Consider the following 20,604-nt stretch of genomic DNA (forward strand, 5'->3'; position numbering starts at 1 on the left):
GGCCGGGAGTTCGCCATGCTGCGCGTAATCGATACTGAAACCTGCGACCTACAGGGAGGCGTCGTTGAGATAGCCTCCGTCGATGTGGTTGACGGTAAAATAGTTAATCCCATGAGCCATCTGGTTCGCCCCGATCGCCCAATCAGCGCGCAGGCGATGGCCATCCACCGAATTACCGAAGAGATGGTGGCTGACAAGCCGTGGATTGAAGAGGTTGTGCCGTTTTATCAGGGCAGCCCGTGGTACGTCGCGCATAATGCCAGCTTCGATCGCCGCGTCCTTCCGGAGATGGACGGCGAATGGATCTGCACCATGAAGATGGCGCGCCGGCTGTGGCCGGGAATTAAATACAGCAATATGGCGCTGTATAAATCACGTAAGCTGAGCGTCGCCACGCCGCCGGGTCTGCATCATCACCGCGCGCTGTACGACTGCTATATCACCGCCGCGCTGCTCATCGACATCATGCAAGTCTCTGGCTGGAGCGCGGAGCAAATGGTGGATGTCACCGGGCGTCCAGCCCTGCTACGCACCTTCACCTTCGGCAAATATCGCGGTCAGGAAGTGGCGGAGATCGCCAAAGACGATCCGGGCTACCTGCGCTGGCTGTTCAACAACCTCGATCGCATGAGCCCGGAACTGAGACTGACGTTAAAACACTATCTGGATAAGTAGCTAGCGCTCGGTGCGTCCGGGTAGCGTTCCTTGCGCCAGGGCAATCAGGAAGGCGAATTCCAGCGCTACACCCTCATAGCTTTTATAGCGCCCGGACTTGCCACCGTGCCCGGAATCCATATCGGTACACAGGAGCAGAAGGTTGTCATCGACCTTCTGCTCGCGCAGTTTTGCCACCCATTTCGCCGGTTCCCAATACTGCACCTGAGAATCATGCAGCCCGCTGGTGACCAGAATGTTGGGATACGCCTGCGGCCGTACGTTATCGTATGGACTGTAGGACTTCATGTAACGATAGTAGGTTTCGTCCTCAGGATTTCCCCACTCTTCGAACTCCCCGGTGGTCAGCGGAATCGACTCATCGAGCATCGTGGTGACAACATCCACAAACGGGACCTGCGCCACGACGCCATGAAACAGCTCTGGACGCTCGTTAATGACCGTTCCCATCAGCATCCCGCCCGCGCTACCGCCCATGCCGTAGCACAAGGTGGGATTGCCGTACCCCTGCGCCAGCAGGGCATCGCAAACATCGATGTAATCGTTAAAGGTATTTTTCTTCTTCAGGAACTTGCCGTCTTCATACCACTGTTGCCCCAGCTCCCCACCGCCACGGACATGGGCAATCGCGAAGACAAAACCGCGGTCCAACAGGCTCAGACGGCTACTGCTAAAATCGGCGTCCATGCTGGCGCCGTAGGAACCGTAGCCATACACCAGCAGCGGATTATTGCCGCGGCGAAAATGTTCATGGCGATAAACCAACGACACCGGCACCTTAACGCCATCGCGGGCAGCGATCCACAGACGCTCGCTGCGATAGCGGCTGCCGTCAAATCCTTTCACTTCCTGCTGCTTAAGTATCTGCCGTTCACCGCTGTCCATATCCAGCTCGAACAACGTATCCGGCGTGGTCATCGACGAGTAGCCGTAGCGTAGACAGGCGGTTTCGGGTTCCGGGTTATAAGCTATCCACGTCACATAGGTCGGATCATCGAAAGCAATCTGCGTTTCCCGCTGGCTTTGGCGGTGAATCTGCCGTAAACGCAGCAAGCCATGTTCGCGCTCTTCAACCACCAGCCAGTCGCGGAACAGAGTGAAATCCTCCAGCATCACCGACTCACGCGGTGCAATCAGCGTTTGCCATGCCTGCTCATCCCAGCTGTCGCTGCGATATAAACCAAAGTTCTTGCCCTCACGGTTTGAGCGCAGGTAGAACTGCTGCTGGTAGTGATCAAGGCTATATTCATGGTCTTTGCGGCGCGGTAAAAAGACCTGCGGCTGTGCGTCGCGCATATCGGCGTCAACCAGCAGCATTTCACTGGTCGTTGCGCTGGAAAGCGCGATAACCACATATTTTCTGGAGGACGTTTTGTGCAGGCTGACGTAGAACGCGTCATCGGCTTCTTCGTAGATCAGCTCATCCTGGGCCGTCGGCGCACCAACGTGATGACGCCACACCTGCCATGGCAACAGCGTGACGGGATGCTGGCGTACATAATAGAGCGTCCGCGAGTCATTCGCCCAGACCACGCCCGGCGAAACATCTTCAATCACTTCCGGCAGCCAGGTTTCGTTGCCCAGATGACGGATGCGCAGCCCGTACTGCCGACGAGAGAGAAAATCCTCGGTCACCGCCAGCAGAATATTATCCGGTGCTACGTTGAGCCCGCCGAGCGTATAAAACTCGCTGTGCGCCGCGCGTTTATTCTCATCAATCAGTAATGACCAGGTTTCTTCGCCGAGGGGCTGGCGCTGATAAATCGCGTACTCGCGGCCCGGTTCATAGACCTGGCGATAGCGGTAGCCGTTTTTGATGTACGGCGCTGAAACTTCTTTCGGCGGTATACGGTCGATAATTTCTTTCAGCACGCGATCCTGCAGGCTGCGCTGAGAAGACATCGCCTCTCGTCCGTAGGCGTTCTCCTGCTGCAAATAGTCAAGCACCGCAGGCTGGGATCGCGAATCATCCCGCAGCCAGTAGTAGTTATCAACGCGCGTATCGCCATGCAAAGTCATGACGTGGGGTATCCGTTTTGCTTTAGGTGGCATCTGATTATTCTTCTGTTTTAGTCACACCCTATAAGGGTGGACAAATTAGACGACGATGCAAGCAAAACCTGAAATTTGACCTTTAAAGTTGCTGTTTTTGCTGCTGTAAATCCTGTTCAATGCCCTCACGCACCTCAACGGGCAGCTTCAACGCATCGCCCAGCGCATTCAGGTAACTGCGTTCCATAAAGTGATCGATCTCGATCGCCGCGCAGCTAATAAAATAAAGCTCCAGCGCCTCTTCTTCGTTATGAACATCACGCGCCAGGCGCTGCGGGTCGAGCGGCTGTTCAATCGCCTGGGCGACAAGCGCCCGTACCTGCTCTTCGACCCCCGCTTCCCGAAGCTGCTGCTCAATAGCCGCCTGTTCTTTGGCATCAATATCTCCATCGCTCTTTGCCGCAAACACCAGCGCCAGAATCAGCCGTTCGGTACGCACATCAAGCGGCGCTGCGGGCGCACCATATTTCATCTCCGTCTGCGGATCGCCGCGCATTTTATCTTTGTACTTGTTCCACAATACGCTCCCGGCTACCGCACCGCCGCCGACCAGCAGCGCGCCGGTACCGTATTTCGCCAGCATTTTTCGCGATGACTTGCTGGCGATCAGCAGCCCGGCCAGCCCCCCCAGAGCACCGGGCACCAGCATTTGGTTGAGGCCGCTTTTCCCCTCGTCCGATTTTTGCCCCAGCAATGATTGCAGTTGATTGAGCCAGCCTGACATAGAACCTCCAGTAGAATGTGTACGTAGTTCAGACTAGGCGAGCGGATGTCAGAATATGTCTGCGCCGCATAAAGATGCGAAAATTTAACGCGATACCTTCTCTTGTCTGTTGAGCCCAAGACAGACGCAAACGTTTTCGTTTATAATGCGCCAAACTTTGGATAGACGGTGGAATAGGTAATGACGTTATTAGGCACAGCTCTGCGTCCTGCTGCGACGCGCGTAATGCTTCTGGGTTCGGGTGAATTGGGTAAAGAAGTGGCCATTGAATGCCAGCGGTTAGGAATCGAAGTAATCGCCGTCGATCGTTATGCCGATGCCCCGGCAATGCACGTCGCGCATCGTTCCTATGTCATTAATATGCTTGACGGCATGGTGCTCAAAGCGCTGGTTGAGCAGGAAAAACCCGACTTTATCGTACCGGAAATCGAAGCCATCGCCACCGATATGCTGATTGAACTCGAGCAGGCAGGCCAGCACGTGGTGCCATGCGCACGCGCAACCCAGTTGACCATGAACCGCGAAGGTATCCGCCGCCTGGCGGCAGAAACGCTGAAATTGCCAACGTCGGCCTATCATTTCGCCGACAGCGAAGCGCAGTTCCGTGAGGCGGTGGCGGATATCGGCCTGCCGTGCATCGTGAAACCGGTAATGAGTTCTTCCGGTAAAGGGCAGACTTTTATTCGCCATGAAGATCAGCTTGCGCAGGCGTGGCAGTATGCGCAGCAGGGTGGCCGCGCCGGGGCCGGTCGCGTGATTGTTGAAGGGGTAGTAAATTTTGATTTTGAGATAACCCTACTCACCGTGAATGCGGTTGATGGCGTTCATTTCTGTGCGCCGGTGGGGCATCGTCAGGAAGATGGCGACTACCGCGAATCGTGGCAGCCGCAGCAGATGAGTGAACTGGCGCTGGCGCGCGCGCAGCAGATTGCCCGTGATGTGGTGCTGGCATTAGGTGGATATGGGCTGTTTGGCGTCGAACTGTTTGTCTGCGGCGATGATGTGGTGTTCAGTGAAGTGTCACCGCGGCCACACGATACCGGGATGGTGACGCTGATTTCGCAGGACGTCTCCGAATTTGCGCTGCACGTCCGGGCGTTCCTTGGATTGCCGGTCGGCGCGATTCGCCATTACGGCCCTTCGGCTTCCGCGGTGCTGCTGCCGCAGCTGACCAGCCGTAACGTGACCTTTGATAATGTACAGAATGCGCTCGGCGCTGGGGTGCAACTGCGCCTGTTCGGCAAGCCGGATATCGACGGCTCCCGCCGCATGGGCGTGGCGCTGGCAACCGGCGATAGCGTAGAACAAGCCGTAGAGCGGGCGAAAATCGCCGCGGCTGCGGTTATCGTTCAGGGGTAATAAAAAAGGCGGGCTGCTTACGCATACCCGCCCTTTTTTACTGCTACCCGGTCAGACGGCCGGGAGAACAGTCACCTTACAGCTTAGCACCTTCAACCGCTTCACGAGCCAGTTTGGTGATGCGATCGTAATCGCCAGCTTCCAGCGCGTCAGCCGGAACCAACCAGGAACCGCCGATGCACAGGACGCTTTTCAGCGCCAGGTAGTCACGGTAGTTAGCCGGGGAGATACCGCCGGTTGGGCAGAAACGAATCTGAGAGAATGGACCTGCAATTGCCTGCAGCGCTTTCACGCCACCGTTGGCTTCAGCCGGGAAGAATTTGAACTCTTTCAGGCCGTGTTCCATACCCAGCATCAGTTCTGAAACGGAGCAGATACCTGGGATCAGCGGGATAGTCCCTGCGGTTGCAGCTTTCAGCAGATTGTCGGTCAGGCCCGGGCTGATAGCAAACTGTGCGCCAGCTTCGGTCACTTCTTTCAACTGCTGTGCGTTGGTCACGGTACCCGCGCCGACGATAGCATCCGGAACTTCTTTTGCAATGGCGCGGATCGCGTCCATTGCACATGCGGTACGCAGCGTAACTTCCAGTACGCGTACGCCGCCCGCTACCAGCGCTTTCGCCATCGGTACTGCGTGCTCAAGCTTGTTAACCACGATGACCGGAACTACCGGGCCAGTGGTCAGGATTGCTTCTGCAGTTGTTTTCCAGTTTTTCATCAGAAATTCTCTCTCGCCAGATCTACAAAACGTGTCATCTTAAAAGGTAATACAGGTTGCGCCCTGCTCTGCACCGGACAGTTTTTCCCGTAATGCACCGAACAGTTCACGGCCTGTTCCCACGCGCGAAGCGCTCAGATCAGGAATATGCGGTTGACGCGCAGCCAGTTCGGCTTCATCGACCAGCAGCGTCAGCTCACCGGTCTGGCCGTTTACGCGAATCATGTCACCGTCGCGCACTTTCGCCAGCAGTCCGCCGTCATAAGCTTCAGGGGTCACGTGAATCGCTGACGGTACTTTACCGGATGCACCAGACAGTCGGCCATCAGTGACTAACGCAATTTTGAAACAGCGGTCCAATAATACACCAAGTGGCGGCATAAGTTTATGTAATTCTGGCATGCCGTTCGCTTTTGGTCCTTGATGACGCACAACAACGACACAATCTTTGTCCAGCAGGCCCGCTTCAAACGCCGGTAACACATCGTGCTGACTTTCGAAAATCACCGCTGGCGCTTCAATCACCTGGTTTTCAACCGGTACGGCGGAGGTTTTCATCACCGCGCGTCCCAGGTTGCCGCTCAGCACTTTAGTGCCGCCATGTTTAGAGAAAGGCTTGTCGAAGGTGGCGATAATGTTGTCATCTAACGACGCCGTTGCGCCTTCACGCCAGTCCAGTTTGCCCTCATTCAGCCATGGCTCCATGGTGTAGTGGGATAAACCGAAGCCCGCGACGGTGTTGACGTCCTCATGCAGCAGGCCGCCTTTCAGCAGTTCGCGTACCAGTACCGGCACGCCGCCCGCAGCCTGGAAGTGGTTGATGTCGGCTGGGCCATTTGGATACAGACGCGCCATCAGCGGCACAACGTCGGACAAATCAGAGAAGTCATCCCAGTTAATGATGATCCCCGCCGCGCGAGCCATCGCCACCAGGTGCATGGTGTGGTTAGTCGACCCGCCGGTTGCCAGCAGTGCGACGATCCCGTTGACCACCACTTTTTCGTCAACCATTTTACCCAGCGGCATCCACTCATTGCCGTTACCGGTCATACGCGTCACCTGACGCGCCGCAGCGGCGGTCAGTTCAGCACGCAGCGGCGCATCCGGGTGAACGAATGACGAACCCGGCAGCTGCATGCCCATGAATTCGATAACCATTTGGTTAGTATTGGCGGTGCCGTAGAAAGTACAGGTGCCCGGCGCGTGATAAGAGGCAGCTTCAGACTCCAGCAGCGCGTTACGGTCAACCTTGCCTTCAGCATACAGCTGACGAATACGCACTTTTTCTTTGTTCGGCAGGCCGCTGGCCATTGGGCCTGATGGGATAAACACCGACGGCAGATGGCCGAAGGAGAACGCGGCCATCGCCAGCCCTGGGACAATTTTATCGCACACGCCGAGGTACAGCGCGCCGTCGAACATATTATGAGACAGGCCAACGGCTGCGGACATGGCGATCACTTCGCGGCTCAGTAAGGAGAGCTCCATGCCATCCTGACCCTGAGTCACGCCGTCACACATCGCAGGAACGCCGCCCGCCACCTGACCAACCGCATTCACGCTATGCAGCGCTTTACGGATTTGGTCCGGGTAATATTCATACGGCTGGTGGGCAGAAAGCATATCGTTATAGGAGGTGATGATCGCGATATTGTTACGCAGCATGCTTTTCAACGACGCTTTATCATCTGGCTGGCAGGCGGCAAAACCGTGCGCCAGGTTACCGCAGGCCAGTTCCGAGCGGTGAACCGTTTCAGTTTTTGCCTGCTCGATGCGCGCCAGATAGGCTTCACGCGTGCTGCGAGAGCGTTCAATAATGCGATTTGTTACCCGTAACATTACAGAGTTCATAAAGGCTCCTCAAATTTTTCTGTCCAGGCCGCTGTCCAATGGGGCGAATATATTGGTCTGTCTTATCTAAAACGCCCGTGTAACGCAGCTCAGAGGCAAGTATCTACCGCTAGTGTAATAAAAAAAGCCCCGGGAGTGAATCCGCCCGGGGCTTAAATGCGCAAAAATAGCACTACATGCTGTGTTAGATCATGTTACCGGTAAAATAACCCTTCTGGATTATCGCTGCGGCTTACTCGAACTCGTTCCAGGAACGACCATCACGGGTGATCATGGCAACGGAAGCCACCGGCCCCCAGGTGCCTGCCTGGTACGGTTTCGGCGCATCTTTATCGCTGGCCCAGGCTTCGGTGATGGAGTCGACCCACTTCCACGCTTCTTCAACTTCATCACGACGAACGAACAGCGCCTGGATCCCACGCATGGTCTCCAGCAGCAGGCGCTCGTAAGCGTCAGCCAGGTGCGTCTGATTAAAGGTTTCGGAGTAGCTCAGATCCAGTTTCGTCACCTGCAGATTATGCTTGTGCTCAAGACCCGGAACCTTGTTCAGGATCTGGATATCGACACCTTCATCCGGCTGCAGACGAATGGTCAGCTTGTTCTGCGGCAGTTCAGGCCAGGTTTCTTTGAACAGATTCAGTTCCGGATTCTTGAAGTACACGACGACTTCAGAACATTTGGTCGGCAGACGTTTACCGGTGCGCAGGTAGAATGGAACCCCCGCCCAGCGCCAGTTATCAATATCGACGCGAATAGAAACGAACGTTTCGGTGCTGCTGGATTTATTAGCCCCCTCTTCTTCAAGGTAGCCAGGAACTTTCTGCCCTTGCGCAAAGCCCGCGGTGTATTGCCCACGCACCGTTTTGTCACGCACGTTGCTGCGGTCAATGCGGCGCAGGGATTTCAGTACCTTCACCTTCTCGTCACGAATGCTGTCGGCGGTCAGGTCTGACGGCGGCGCCATGGCAATCATGCACAGTATTTGCAGCAGGTGGTTTTGGATCATGTCGCGCATTTGGCCGGCCTGATCGAAGTAACCCCAGCGGCCTTCGATACCCACCTCTTCCGCCACGGTAATTTCCACGTGATCGATAGTGCGGTTGTCCCAGTTGTTCACAAATAGGGAGTTAGCAAAGCGCAGCGCCAGCAGGTTCAGTACCGTTTCTTTACCCAGATAGTGGTCGATACGGTAAACCTGGCACTCTTCAAAATATTCGCCAACCTGGTCGTTAATTTCACGTGAGGTTTCCAGCGAGGTGCCCAGCGGTTTTTCCATGACCACGCGCGCAGGCTTCGCGTTCAGTTTTGCCTCACCCAAACCGCGGCAAATCGCGCCAAAGGTGCTTGGTGGCATCGCGAAATAGTTAATGGTGATACGATTTTTCTGGTCAAGCATTTCGCCAAGGCGTGAAAACGCAGGAGCATCATTCACATCAAGGTTACAAAAATCGAGACGCGCACTGAGGGTGTCCCACAAACCTTCATCAATCTTCTCTTTCATGAAGGTTTCCAGCGCTTCGCGGACCACTTTGGTGTACGCCGCTTTGTCCCAGTCAGCACGGCCTACGCCGATGATACGGGTGTCAGGGTTAATTTGACCGGCTTTTTCAAGCTGATACAGGGAAGGCAGCAGTTTCCGGCGGGCCAAGTCGCCCTTCGCGCCGAAAATGACCAGATCGCATGCCTGGGCCGTTTGCGTTACCGCCATGTCATTCTCCTCAGTTAAAGATCCCGGCTTTCTACACTTCATCCTTCAGGTTTTCCTGAAAAATGCCGGATATCATTGTAATTTTCTTACGGTGCACTGTACTGTGTTTACCAAATTGCCGAAACCCTTTAACGTCCTTCTCGCCTGTCGATCGCACAAATCGGAACCGTTACGGCCGCAGCGTTAGGCAATCCGCCAATTTTGTTCGTTCTTTCGCCTGAACGACGTCAGTTAAAATACGACGTCGATCATGTAATGAAAAAAAACAACATCTTTTGCTGTTCCTATTCACTTTTCACTCGGCTTCAAGCGTATATTCTTGCTAAAACGCCTGCAGATTTCACCCATTAATGGAATCGTTTCAATCTATGAGCGCCTTGTCACGATGAACATGCTGGAAAGAATCCAGACCCAACTGGAAAACCTTAGCAAATCCGAGCGAAAAGTCGCGGAAGTTATTCTCGCGGCCCCGGAAAAGGCAATCCATTCAAGCATTGCCGCCCTCGCCCTTGAAGCCGACGTCAGCGAGCCCACGGTTAACCGTTTTTGCCGCAGCATGGACACCCGCGGGTTTCCGGATTTTAAACTCCATCTTGCCCAAAGTCTGGCTAACGGTACACCGTATGTTAATCGTAATGTCGATGAAGATGACAGCGTAGAAGCCTATACGGCAAAAATTTTTGAGTCCGCCATGGCGAGTCTGGCCCATGTTCGTCAGTCGCTTGATATGTCGGCCGTGAATCGGGCGGTCGATCTGCTGACCCAGGCTAAGAAGATTGCCTTCTTCGGTCTCGGTTCATCGGCGGCGGTGGCGCACGATGCAATGAACAAATTTTTCCGCTTCAACGTCCCTGTCATCTATTCTGATGACATCGTTTTGCAACGAATGAGCTGTATGAATTGCAGCGACGATGATGTGGTGGTGCTCATTTCCCATACCGGCAGAACCAAAAGTCTGGTGGAAGTTGCGCAGGTGGCAAGGGAAAACGATGCCATGGTCATCGCTATCACTTCCGCCAGCACGCCGCTGGCGCGGGAAGCCACTCTCGCTATCACGCTGGATGTTCCAGAAGACACCGATATTTACATGCCGATGGTTTCAAGACTCGCGCAGCTTACCGTGATCGATGTCCTGGCCACCGGGTTTACCCTGCGCCGGGGAGCAAAATTCAGGGATAACTTGAAGCGAGTCAAAGAAGCATTGAAAGAATCGCGGTTTGATAAAGAGCTATCGACACACAGCGATAACCACTAAAAGCGATAAGTACGGCATCATTTATTCAATCATTCGGTAGCGCCAGGTTGGCGACATTGCCGAATTCCTGTTCACGCAACACCTTAAGTTGTATTAGTCAACGGAGTATTACATGTCCAGAAGGCTTCGCAGAACCAAGATCGTTACCACGTTAGGCCCAGCAACTGACCGCGACAATAACCTTGAGAAGGTGATTTCCGCCGGCGCTAACGTTGTACGCATGAACTTTTCTCATGGTACGCCAGAAGATCATCAGCTTCGTGCCGATAAAGTACGCGAAATTGCAGCAAAACTTGGGCGTCATGTAGCCATCCTCGGTGATTTACAAGGGCCAAAAATCCGCGTATCGACCTTCAAAGAAGGCAAAGTATTCCTCAATATCGGTGACAAATTCCTGCTAGACGCCAACCTGGGTAAAGGTGAAGGCGATAAAGAAAAAGTCGGCATCGACTATAAAGGGCTGCCGGCCGACGTGGTGCCTGGCGATATCCTGCTGCTGGATGACGGCCGCGTTCAGCTGAAAGTGTTGGAAATTCAGGGCATGAAAGTGTTCACCGAGGTGACCGTCGGCGGCCCATTGTCCAACAATAAAGGCATCAATAAGTTAGGTGGCGGCCTCTCCGCTGAAGCACTGACCGAAAAAGATAAAGCGGATATCGTGACGGCGGCTAAAATTGGCGTCGACTACCTTGCCGTCTCCTTCCCTCGCTGCGGCGAAGATTTGAACTACGCGCGCCGCCTGGCCCGTGAAGCCGGTTGTGACGCGAAAATCGTGGCCAAAGTGGAACGCGCTGAAGCGGTTTGCAGCCAGGATGCCATGGACGACATCATTCTCGCTTCCGATGTGGTGATGGTAGCGCGTGGTGACCTGGGTGTGGAAATCGGCGATCCTGAGCTGGTCGGCATCCAGAAAGCGCTGATTCGTCGCGCGCGTCAGTTGAACCGTACCGTCATCACCGCAACCCAGATGATGGAATCCATGATCACCAACCCAATGCCTACCCGCGCCGAAGTTATGGACGTGGCAAACGCCGTGCTGGATGGTACCGATGCTGTCATGCTGTCTGCGGAAACCGCAGCCGGTCAGTACCCGTCTGAGACCGTCGCCGCCATGGCGCGCGTATGCCTGGGTGCAGAAAAAATCCCCAGCATTAACGTCTCTAAACACCGTTTGGACGTTCAGTTCGATAACGTGGAAGAAGCCATTGCCATGTCGGCAATGTATGCGGCAAACCACCTGAAAGGCGTAACCGCCATCATCACCATGACCGAGTCCGGGCGTACCGCGCTGATGACCTCCCGTATCACTTCCGGTCTGCCAATCTTCGCCATGTCTCGTCATGAGCGTACGTTGAATCTGACTGCGCTGTATCGTGGCGTCACCCCTGTGTTCTTCGATAGCGCCTGTGATGGCGTGGCGGCAGCGCACGATGCGGTCAATCTGCTGCGTGACAAAGGCTACCTGATGTCGGGTGACCTCGTTATCGTGACCCAGGGCGACGTGATGAGCACCGTAGGCTCTACCAATACCACGCGTATTCTGACCGTTGAGTAATACGTAAAGTGTGAAAAAGCCCGGGCATGCCCGGGCTTTTTTCTTGCTCATACCCGGATGAAATGAACGCGCTTACGCTTCGTCCGGGTTTTCCTGTTCTATTTCTTTTTCTTCGGATACAGCTCTTTACGCTGATACGGTTCCGTTTCACCCGGCTTACGCGTTTTCAGTAGTTTCAAAATCCACGTGTACTGCTCGGTGTGTGGCCCAACAAAAATCTCAACTTCCTCGTTCATCCGCCGGGCGATGGTATTGTCGTCTGCCTCCAGCAGGTCATCCATGGGTGGGCGCACCAGAATCGTTAAGCGATGCGTTTTACCGTTGTACACCGGGAATAACGGTACCACCCGCGCACGGCACACTTTCATCAAACGGCCAATCGCCGGCAGCGTAGCTTTATAGGTGGCAAAGAAATCGACGAACTCGCTGTGCTCCGGGCCATGATCCTGATCCGGCAGATAGTAGCCCCAGTAGCCCTGGCGCACCGACTGGATAAACGGCTTAATGCCATCATTACGCGCGTGCAGACGGCCACCAAAACGGCGGCGCACCGTATTCCACACAAAGTCGAACACCTTGTTGCCCTGGTTATGGAACATCGCCGCCATTTTTTGCCCCTGGGAGGCCATCACCATTGCCGGAATATCGACACCCCAGCCGTGCGGTACCAGGAAGATCACGTTCTCGCCATTGCGTCGCATTTCATCGATGATCTCCTGTCCCTGCCAATCGAGACGAGGCAGAATTTTCTCCGGCCCTTTCAGCGCCAGCTCCGCCATCATCACCATTGCCTGCGGCGCGGTTGCGAACATGTCGTCAATAATCGCTTCACGCTCGGCTTCGCTTTTCTCAGGGAAGCAATAAAGCAGGTTAATCTGCGCGCGACGGCGAGCGCTTTTCCCAAATTTGCCGGCCAGGCGGCCGAGTTTCCCCAACAGCGGATCGCGAATTTTTGCCGGTATGTAGGCGATACCGGCAAAGGCCAGCACGCCTAGCCAGGCGCCCCAGTAGCGCGGCTGGCGAAAAGATTTCTCAAACTCGGGAATGTATTCACTATTATTTTTCTTCGTTTCCATGCCTGTTCCTGGTTCGAATCATCGGGCGGTGCGGATAATCAGATAGTGTAGCGAGCGTGGGTGCTTCACACAAAAGAAAAAGCCGGTGCAAGGAAAGCACCGGCTCTGAACGTCTGTTTCTTAGGCGATATCAGTCAAAACGCAGCTGCGGTAGAACCTGTTTAACCTGGGCCAGGTAGTCGGTACGGTCGGAGCCGGTCAGCCCTTCGGTACGCGGCAGTTTGGCCGTCAGCGGATTCACCGCCTGCTGGTTGAGCCATACTTCATAGTGCAGGTGCGGCCCGGTTGAGCGGCCGGTATTGCCTGACAGTGCGATACGGTCACCGCGTTTCACCTTCTGACCCGGTTTTACCAGCAGCTTACGCAGGTGCATATAGCGGGTGGTGTAGGTACGACCATGCCGAATCGCCACATAGTAACCCGCCGCGCCGCTACGCTTCGCGACCACCACTTCACCATCGCCAACCGCCAGAACCGGCGTCCCCTGCGGCATCGCAAAATCGACGCCACGGTGTGGCGCAACGCGCCCGGTAACCGGATTCAAACGACGCGGGTTAAAGTTAGACGACACGCGGAACTGGCGCGCGGTTGGGAAGCGCAGGAAGCCCTTCGCCAGCCCCGTACCGTTACGATCGTAGAACTTACCGTCTTCGGCACGAATGGCGTAGTAATCCTTGCCGTCTGAACGTAAACGCACGCCCAGCAGTTGGCTTTGCTCGCGTTTGCCATCCAGCATCTCACGCGACATCAGCACAGAGAATTCGTCGCCTTTCTTCAGCTTACGGAAATCCATCTGCCACTGCATGGCTTTAATCACGGCGCTGGCTTCAACGCTGGTTAAGCCCGCATTCACGGCGCTAGAGACAAAGCTGCCGCCGACGGTGCCTTTCACCAGGCTGTTCACCCAGTCGCCCTGCTGCATCTCGCTGCTCATTTTAAAACCGTTGGCAACGCGATCGTAAGTGCGGGTTTCACGGCGCGACACTTCCCACGTCAAACGCTGGAGATCGCCATCATCGTTCAGCGTCCAGGAGAGCTGCTGGCCGACTTTCATATTGCGCAGTTCTTTATCCGCTGCCGCAAGCTGGCTGATATTCCCCATGTCAATGCCGTACTGATTCAGGATGCTGCTTAGGGTATCGCCCGTGGATACCACATATTCATGCACGCCCGTTTCGTTGTCGGCTTTGTCATCGAGTTCATCCTGAGGGATGGCTTCGTCTTCCTGAGCGGACTGATCGATAGGCTCACTGGCTTCTGGCAGCAGAGAGCGAATCTCTTTTTTCTCCAGCTCGATAGTACGAATGACTGGCGAAGAAGTTGGGTGGTAAACGTATGGCCGCCAGACAGCGACGGCCAGTGTGAGAACGGTGAGTGACCCCAGCATAACGCGATGAGGTCGCGGCAAATTATTAAATGCCAGAGCGACAGAGCGGGCTATCTGCTGCACGTATTCACTTCCTTACTTATCTCCTTTCAGGCAGCTCGCATACTGGGTCGCCAGTTGAGTCAGAAATGCCGGATAGCTCTCTTTACTCAGCTGTATATTGGTGCCAAGCGGATCCAGCGTTCCCATACGGACGGTGGTTCCCCGCGCAACAGATTCAACGACAGCGGGCCTGAATTGTGGCTCAGCAAAAACGCAGGTTGCTTTTTGCTCAACCAACTGTGTTCTTATTTGATGTAAACGCTGCGCACCGGGTTGGATCTCAGGATTCACGGTAAAGTGCCCAAGCGGGGTCAAACCGTAATGTTTTTCGTAGTAACCGTAGGCGTCATGAAAAACGAAATACCCCTTTCCTTTCACCGGCGCCAGCTCGTTCGCAACCTGTTTGTCGGTCGTGGCCAGATTGGCCTCAAAATCCTTCAGGTTGGCGTCAAGCCGGGCTCGACTCTGGGGCATAAGTTCCACTAATTTGTCATGGATTGCAACCGCTGACAGCCGCGCTATCTCTGGGGAAAGCCACAAATGCATGTTGTAGTCGCCGTGATGGTGATGTGCGTCACCTTTTTCCGCGTGAGCATGATCATGTTCACCCTCGGCCGCATGATCGTCATCGTCGTCATCTGCCCCTTTCATGAGTAACGGTTTCACCCCGTCAAGCTGGGCGATAGTCACTTTTTTAGCCTCAGGAATGCTTTGCGTTGACTTGTTCATAAACGCTTCCATCTCAGGACCAATCCAAACAACTAAGTCCGCGTTTTGTAAGCGTTTTGCATCAGAAGGACGCAGTGAATAGTCATGTTCAGAGGCGCCGTCGGGCAGTAAAACCTGGGTCTCGGTAACCCCGTCAGCGATCGCCGATGCGATGAATCCAAGTGGCTTAAGTGACGTGACAACGGCGGCGTCAGCACGCTGTGCTGCCGTTCCCCAAAGTGCAGCGGATAAAGCTGCGAAAAGAAGCGTATTTTTCTGTAACATTATGCGTCTGATAATCGAAATGAATAAGAGATGTGTGATATTATAACATTCACTATCTTGTGCAAGCCCTAATTGTTATGACTAATCTTGTATCTCTGGAAAATGTCGCAGTCTCGTTCGGTCAACGCCGAGTGCTCTCTGACATCTCGCTGAATCTCAAGCCAGGCCGCATTCTGACGCTGCTTGGCCCTAATGGCGCGGGCAAATCAACGCTGGTGCGCGTGGTCCTCGGCCTGGTAGCACCTAGCGAAGGCGTTGTCATCCGCGATAAGCATCTGCGCATTGGCTATGTACCGCAGAAGTTACACCTCGACGCCACATTGCCGCTGACCGTCAAGCGTTTTTTACGTCTCCATCCCGCGACGCGTAAAGAGGATATCCTCCCTGCGCTGATGCGCGTGCAGGCCGGTCATTTGCAGGATGCGCCCATGCAAAAACTTTCCGGCGGCGAAACCCAACGCGTACTGCTGGCTCGCGCATTACTGAATAAACCCCAACTTCTGGTGCTTGATGAACCGACCCAGGGCGTTGACGTAAACGGCCAGGTTGCGCTGTACGACTTGATTAACCAGCTACGCCAGGAGCTCGACTGCGCGGTGCTGATGGTGTCGCATGACCTGCATTTGGTGATGGCAAAAACCGACGAAGTGCTGTGTCTGAACCACCATATTTGCTGTTCCGGCACGCCGGATGTCGTCTCCATGCATCCCGAATTTATCTCGATGTTTGGCCCGCGTGGCGCCGAACAACTGGGCATCTATCGTCATCAGCATAACCACCGCCATGATTTACAGGGCCGGATTGTTTTACGTCGGGGAAATGGGCAGTCATGATTGAAATTTTACTTCCCGGCTGGCTTGCCGGAATGATGCTGGCGTGCGCTGCCGGCCCGCTGGGCTCGTTTGTGGTCTGGCGTCGAATGTCCTATTTCGGCGATACCCTCGCCCATGCTTCTTTGCTCGGCGTGGCCTTTGGTTTACTGCTGGATGTGAATCCGTTTTACGCAGTCATTGCGGTCACCCTGCTGTTGGCAACCGGGCTGGTGTGGCTGGAGAAACGCCCACACCTGGCAATTGATACGCTGCTGGGGATTATGGCACACAGTGCGCTCTCGCTAGGTCTGGTGGTGGTCAGTCTGATGTCAAACGTGCGCGTCGACCTGATGGCGTATCTGTTTGGCGATCTGCTCGCTGTGACGCCGCAGGATCTTATCTCTATCGCCCTGGGTGTGGTTGTCGTGCTGGCCATTTTGTTCTGGCAATGGCGCAACCTGCTGTCGATGACCATCAGTCCGGACCTGGCTTTTGTCGACGGTGTAAAACTGCAGCGCGTGAAGCTGCTGTTGATGCTGGTTACGGCGCTGACTATCGGCGTAGCGATGAAGTTCGTCGGGGCGCTGATTATTACGTCTCTGCTGATTATTCCAGCAGCCACGGCGCGTCGTTTTGCCCGGACACCGGAGCAGATGGCGGGGATCGCGGTCGGGATGGGAATGATTGCCGTCACCGGGGGGCTGACCTTCTCAGCGTTTTACGATACCCCTGCGGGCCCTTCGGTGGTGCTGTGCGCGGCGCTGCTGTTTATTTTCAGCATGATGAAAAAACAGGGTAGCTGAAGAAGTGGTATCGTCGGGTAAGCGGCGCTGACCCGACCATCACATCGTACAAGATAACGAATATGCGCTGAGGCGAAGATGAGGCATCAGCATCGTCTTCGCCTGCAGGCTCAAGGCATTTCTGGCGGCGTAATGCCGAAATGGGTCCACGCGCGCGGTGTCGCCATACGGCCACGCGGTGTACGCTGTAAGAACCCTTGCTGAATCAGATAGGGCTCCAGTACGTCCTCAATGGTTTCCCGTTCTTCACCAATTGCGGCGGCCAGGTTATCGAGCCCTACCGGGCCACCAAAGAATTTATCAATCACCGCCAGCAGTAGCTTACGGTCCATATAGTCAAATCCTTGCGCATCCACGTTCAGCATATCCAGCGCTTGCGCGGCAATATCCGCCGAGATGGTGCCATCGTGCTTCACTTCGGCAAAGTCGCGTACCCGACGCAGCAGGCGGTTGGCGATACGCGGTGTACCGCGGGCACGGCGAGCAACTTCCAGCGCCCCTTCTTCGCTCATCTCCAGCCCCATAAAGCGCGCGCTACGGCCTACAATGTGCTGAAGATCGGGCACCTGATAAAACTCAAGGCGCTGCACAATCCCAAAGCGGTCTCGCAGCGGCGACGTCAGAGAGCCGGCGCGAGTGGTCGCGCCAATTAGGGTGAATGGCGGCAGGTCGATTTTGATTGAGCGCGCGGCCGGGCCTTCCCCAATCATGATATCGAGCTGGTAATCTTCCATAGCCGGATAGAGCACCTCTTCCACCACCGGTGACAGACGGTGGATCTCATCGATAAACAGCACATCGTGAGGCTCAAGGTTGGTCAGCATCGCCGCCAGATCGCCCGCTTTTTCAAGCACCGGGCCGGATGTGGTGCGTAAATTCACCCCCATCTCATTAGCCACGATATTGGCTAGCGTCGTTTTACCCAGCCCCGGCGGGCCAAAAATCAGCAGGTGATCGAGCGCGTCGCCGCGCAGCTTGGCCGCCTGGATGAAAATCTCCATCTGCGAACGCACCTGCGGCTGGCCAATATACTCGGTCAGTAATTTTGGGCGGATGGCGCGATCCGCCACCTCTTCCGCCGTGGTACTGCCTGAAGCTATCAGGCGGTCTGCTTCAATCATCCTTTACCTCATAGCGCCGCGCGCAGCGCTTCGCGGATCAATGTTTCGCTGCTGGCATCCGGACGGGCAATTTTGCTGACCATTCGGCTGGCTTCCTGAGGTTTATAGCCCAGCGCCACCAGCGCGGCAACCGCTTCCTGCTCCGCATCGTCCGTCGCCGGGCCGGCCGGTGAGGTCAGAACCAGATCGGCTGCAGGCGTAAACAGATCGCCGTGCAGACCTTTAAAGCGGTCCTTCATTTCAACAATCAGGCGCTCTGCGGTTTTCTTGCCGATACCCGGCAGCTTCACCAGCGCGCCGAGCTCTTCGCGTTCAACCGCATTAACGAACTGTTGTGCCGACATTCCGGAGAGAATTGCCAGCGCCAGTTTCGGCCCCACACCGTTGGTTTTAATCAGCTCTTTGAACAACGTGCGCTCTTGCTTGTTATTGAAGCCATACAGTAGCTGAGCGTCCTCACGCACCACAAAATGGGTGAAGATAATGGCTTCCTGCCCGGATTCCGGCAGCTCGTAGAAACAGGTCATCGGCATATGCACTTCATAGCCTACCCCACCCGTTTCCAGAAGAACCAGCGGGGGTTGTTTTTCGAGAATGATGCCTCTGAGTCTGCCTATCACATGACGCTCCTGCGTTAAGGGCTAAAAAGGTAATGCGCTATCATAAAAAAAGGCTGGATGTTTATCCAGCCTGATTTGTCATTATCGTAATCGCCCGCGCGCTAAATTCAGCCGCGTATCGCTCATTTGCATGGCGTTCTGGCTGACGTGGCAGTGGGTAATGGCGATAGCCAGCGCATCGGCGGCATCCGCCTGTGGGTTGGCGGGCAGCTTTAACAGCGTACGCACCATATGCTGAACCTGACTTTTTTCGGCGCTACCGATCCCGACAACGGTCTGTTTAACCTGACGAGCGGCATACTCGAAAACGGGAAGATCCTGGTTGGTGGCGGCAACAATCGCCACGCCGCGAGCCTGCCCCAGCTTAAGCGCTGAATCGGCGTTTTTCGCCATAAAGACCTGCTCAATGGCGAAATAATCCGGCTGGAACTGAGTGATGATTTCCGTCACGCCCGCATAAATCAGCTTCAGGCGCGACGGCAAATCGTCAACTTTGGTACGGATACACCCGCTACCCAGGTAAGTGAGCTGGCGACCAACCTGACGAATGACACCATAACCGGTGATGCGCGATCCCGGGTCAATGCCGAGAATAATAGACATCACACATCTCCTGTTATGTTAGGGATCAACCACCTCATTCTAAGGTAGCAGCAACCTCGTCAGAGATTTCGCCGTTGTGGTAGACTTCCTGCACGTCGTCACAGTCTTCCAGCATGTCGATGAGGCGCATCAGTTTTGGTGCAGTCTCTGCATCCATATCCGCTTTGGTCGACGGGATCATAGACACTTCAGCCGCATCGGCTTTCAGGCCGGCCGCTTCCAGCGCGTCACGCACTTTGCCCATCTCTTCCCATGCGGTATAGACATCAATCGCGCCATCGTCGAAGGTCACAACGTCTTCCGCACCGGCTTCCAGCGCGGCTTCCATGATGGTGTCTTCGTCGCCCTGTTCAAAGGAGATAATCCCTTTTTTGCTGAACAGATAAGCAACGGAACCGTCGGTACCCAGGTTGCCACCGGTCTTGCTAAATGCATGACGCACTTCGGCAACGGTACGGTTACGGTTGTCGGACAGGCATTCGATCATCACCGCTGTGCCGCCAGGACCGTAGCCTTCATAGATGATGGTTTCCATGTTGGAATCTTCATCACCGCCCACACCACGCGCGATGGCGCGGTTCAGGGTGTCACGCGTCATGTTATTGGACAGCGCTTTATCTACCGCTGCACGCAGACGTGGGTTCGCATCCGGATCGCCGCCGCCCAGTTTGGCCGCCGTCACCAGCTCACGAATGATCTTGGTGAAGATTTTGCCGCGCTTAGCATCCTGCGCCGCTTTACGATGTCTGGTGTTGGCCCATTTACTATGACCTGCCATAAAAATATCTCCAAAAAACTATGCCTTTTCAGGCAGCGTTAATGACAAATTCTTCAATCGCCTGCCGATTGCTCCACGATTTGGTGAGCGCGGCCGCAGCGGGTGCGTCAAGCCATTGGTAGGCCAGGTGTTCAGTGAACACAATTTCCCGCTCGTGAGGAAGCGCAAGGCAGAACCAGGATTCTGTGTTGCACTCAATGCCTGGGGCATAGCGATGTCGTAAATGTTGAAAAATTTCGAACTCCACCGTGCGCTGACAGTCCATCAAGGTCAGTTGCTCAGAAACAACATCAATAGTGACCTCTTCCTTTACTTCACGCAGGGCGGCCTGCGACGCGGTTTCACCCTCTTCCAGGCTGCCGGTAACCGACTGCCAGAAATCAGGATCGTCGCGTCGCTGCAACATCAGCACCCGTTGACTATCCTGGGCGTAAATCACTACCAGAATAGAGACGGGCCGCTTGAATAGCAT

At 55.1% G+C, this 20,604-nt stretch carries 19 protein-coding genes; 6 read left to right on the plus strand and 13 right to left on the minus strand.

The genetic code is table 11. The features are described 5' to 3' along the window. Positions 1-15 precede the first annotated feature (15 nt). Entirely contained in the window at positions 16-675 is a 660-nt protein-coding gene (gene exoX, locus KCR01S_RS19205; RefSeq protein ID WP_061284670.1) for an exodeoxyribonuclease X, read from the plus strand. Here the strand turns inward: exoX and ptrB are convergent, their stop codons facing one another. Together ptrB and KCR01S_RS19215 are read right to left on the minus strand one after the other, a co-directional pair. Continuing rightward, the gene (gene ptrB, locus KCR01S_RS19210; protein ID WP_061284671.1) at positions 676-2,727 is read right to left on the minus strand and encodes an oligopeptidase B; all 2,052 of its coding nucleotides are present in this window, start codon (positions 2,725-2,727) and stop codon (positions 676-678) included. It abuts the gene before it with no gap. An 82-nt stretch (positions 2,728-2,809) separates the two neighbouring features. Beyond that, positions 2,810-3,451 (minus strand): tellurite resistance TerB family protein, encoded by a 642-nt coding sequence (locus KCR01S_RS19215; RefSeq protein ID WP_061284672.1) that lies wholly within the window; start codon positions 3,449-3,451, stop codon positions 2,810-2,812. 180 nt (positions 3,452-3,631) lie between these two features. Here KCR01S_RS19215 and purT point away from each other — a divergent pair, with 180 nt between their 5' ends. Then, complete coding sequence (purT, locus tag KCR01S_RS19220; RefSeq protein ID WP_061284673.1) at positions 3,632-4,810, plus strand: formate-dependent phosphoribosylglycinamide formyltransferase; 1,179 nt, start codon at positions 3,632-3,634, stop codon at positions 4,808-4,810. A gap of 76 nt (positions 4,811-4,886) precedes the next feature. Here purT and KCR01S_RS19225 read toward each other — a convergent pair whose 3' ends face one another. The 3 genes from KCR01S_RS19225 to zwf form a co-directional block, all read right to left on the minus strand. Next, complete coding sequence (locus KCR01S_RS19225) at positions 4,887-5,528, minus strand: bifunctional 4-hydroxy-2-oxoglutarate aldolase/2-dehydro-3-deoxy-phosphogluconate aldolase (protein WP_061284674.1); 642 nt, start codon at positions 5,526-5,528, stop codon at positions 4,887-4,889. A 39-nt stretch (positions 5,529-5,567) separates the two neighbouring features. After that, positions 5,568-7,379, minus strand: coding sequence for a phosphogluconate dehydratase (edd, locus tag KCR01S_RS19230; protein WP_061284675.1), 1,812 nt, complete (start codon positions 7,377-7,379; stop codon positions 5,568-5,570). 232 nt (positions 7,380-7,611) lie between these two features. After that, complete coding sequence (gene zwf / locus KCR01S_RS19235) at positions 7,612-9,087, minus strand: glucose-6-phosphate dehydrogenase (RefSeq protein WP_061284676.1); 1,476 nt, start codon at positions 9,085-9,087, stop codon at positions 7,612-7,614. Between the two features lie 385 nt (positions 9,088-9,472). On the opposite strand from zwf, the gene KCR01S_RS19240 reads away from it, so the two are divergent. Both KCR01S_RS19240 and pyk read left to right on the plus strand, forming a co-directional pair. Continuing rightward, positions 9,473-10,342, plus strand: a complete 870-nt coding sequence (locus KCR01S_RS19240) for a MurR/RpiR family transcriptional regulator (RefSeq protein ID WP_061284677.1) — start codon at positions 9,473-9,475, stop codon at positions 10,340-10,342. A gap of 112 nt (positions 10,343-10,454) precedes the next feature. Next, positions 10,455-11,897 carry a pyruvate kinase gene (gene pyk, locus KCR01S_RS19245; RefSeq protein WP_061284678.1) on the plus strand — a complete coding sequence of 481 codons (1,443 nt, stop codon included), beginning with the start codon at positions 10,455-10,457 and terminating at the stop codon, positions 11,895-11,897. Positions 11,898-11,995: 98 nt separating this feature from the next. Here the strand turns inward: pyk and lpxM are convergent, their stop codons facing one another. The 3 genes from lpxM to znuA form a co-directional block, all read right to left on the minus strand. Next, positions 11,996-12,973: a lauroyl-Kdo(2)-lipid IV(A) myristoyltransferase gene (lpxM, locus tag KCR01S_RS19250; protein WP_061284679.1), complete on the minus strand. Its 978-nt coding sequence runs from the start codon at positions 12,971-12,973 to the stop codon at positions 11,996-11,998. A gap of 130 nt (positions 12,974-13,103) precedes the next feature. Continuing rightward, positions 13,104-14,423 carry a murein DD-endopeptidase MepM gene (gene mepM / locus KCR01S_RS19255; RefSeq protein ID WP_061284680.1) on the minus strand — a complete coding sequence of 440 codons (1,320 nt, stop codon included), beginning with the start codon at positions 14,421-14,423 and terminating at the stop codon, positions 13,104-13,106. A 12-nt stretch (positions 14,424-14,435) separates the two neighbouring features. Further along, positions 14,436-15,395: a zinc ABC transporter substrate-binding protein ZnuA gene (gene znuA, locus KCR01S_RS19260; RefSeq protein ID WP_061284681.1), complete on the minus strand. Its 960-nt coding sequence runs from the start codon at positions 15,393-15,395 to the stop codon at positions 14,436-14,438. A gap of 77 nt (positions 15,396-15,472) precedes the next feature. Between znuA and znuC the strand changes: the two genes are divergently transcribed. After that, on the plus strand, positions 15,473-16,228 hold the full coding sequence (gene znuC / locus KCR01S_RS19265) for a zinc ABC transporter ATP-binding protein ZnuC (RefSeq protein WP_061284682.1): 756 nt from the start codon (positions 15,473-15,475) through the stop codon (positions 16,226-16,228). Next, complete coding sequence (gene znuB, locus KCR01S_RS19270; protein WP_061284683.1) at positions 16,225-17,010, plus strand: zinc ABC transporter permease subunit ZnuB; 786 nt, start codon at positions 16,225-16,227, stop codon at positions 17,008-17,010. The genes znuC and znuB overlap by 4 nt, the downstream gene beginning before the upstream one ends. Positions 17,011-17,120: 110 nt before the next feature. On the opposite strand, the gene ruvB is transcribed toward znuB, so the two are convergent. The 5 genes from ruvB to nudB form a co-directional block, all read right to left on the minus strand. After that, positions 17,121-18,131, minus strand: a complete 1,011-nt coding sequence (gene ruvB / locus KCR01S_RS19275) for a Holliday junction branch migration DNA helicase RuvB (RefSeq protein ID WP_061284684.1) — start codon at positions 18,129-18,131, stop codon at positions 17,121-17,123. Positions 18,132-18,139: 8 nt separating this feature from the next. Next, complete coding sequence (ruvA, locus tag KCR01S_RS19280) at positions 18,140-18,751, minus strand: Holliday junction branch migration protein RuvA (RefSeq protein WP_061284685.1); 612 nt, start codon at positions 18,749-18,751, stop codon at positions 18,140-18,142. A gap of 81 nt (positions 18,752-18,832) precedes the next feature. Beyond that, positions 18,833-19,354, minus strand: a complete 522-nt coding sequence (ruvC, locus tag KCR01S_RS19285; RefSeq protein WP_061284686.1) for a crossover junction endodeoxyribonuclease RuvC — start codon at positions 19,352-19,354, stop codon at positions 18,833-18,835. A 34-nt stretch (positions 19,355-19,388) separates the two neighbouring features. After that, positions 19,389-20,132, minus strand: a complete 744-nt coding sequence (locus tag KCR01S_RS19290; RefSeq protein ID WP_052283456.1) for a YebC/PmpR family DNA-binding transcriptional regulator — start codon at positions 20,130-20,132, stop codon at positions 19,389-19,391. 28 nt (positions 20,133-20,160) lie between these two features. Further along, entirely contained in the window at positions 20,161-20,604 is a 444-nt protein-coding gene (gene nudB, locus KCR01S_RS19295) for a dihydroneopterin triphosphate diphosphatase (RefSeq protein ID WP_061284687.1), read from the minus strand.

The sequence above is a fragment of the Kluyvera cryocrescens NBRC 102467 genome (assembly GCF_001571285.1).
Lineage (GTDB): Bacteria > Pseudomonadota > Gammaproteobacteria > Enterobacterales > Enterobacteriaceae > Kluyvera > Kluyvera cryocrescens.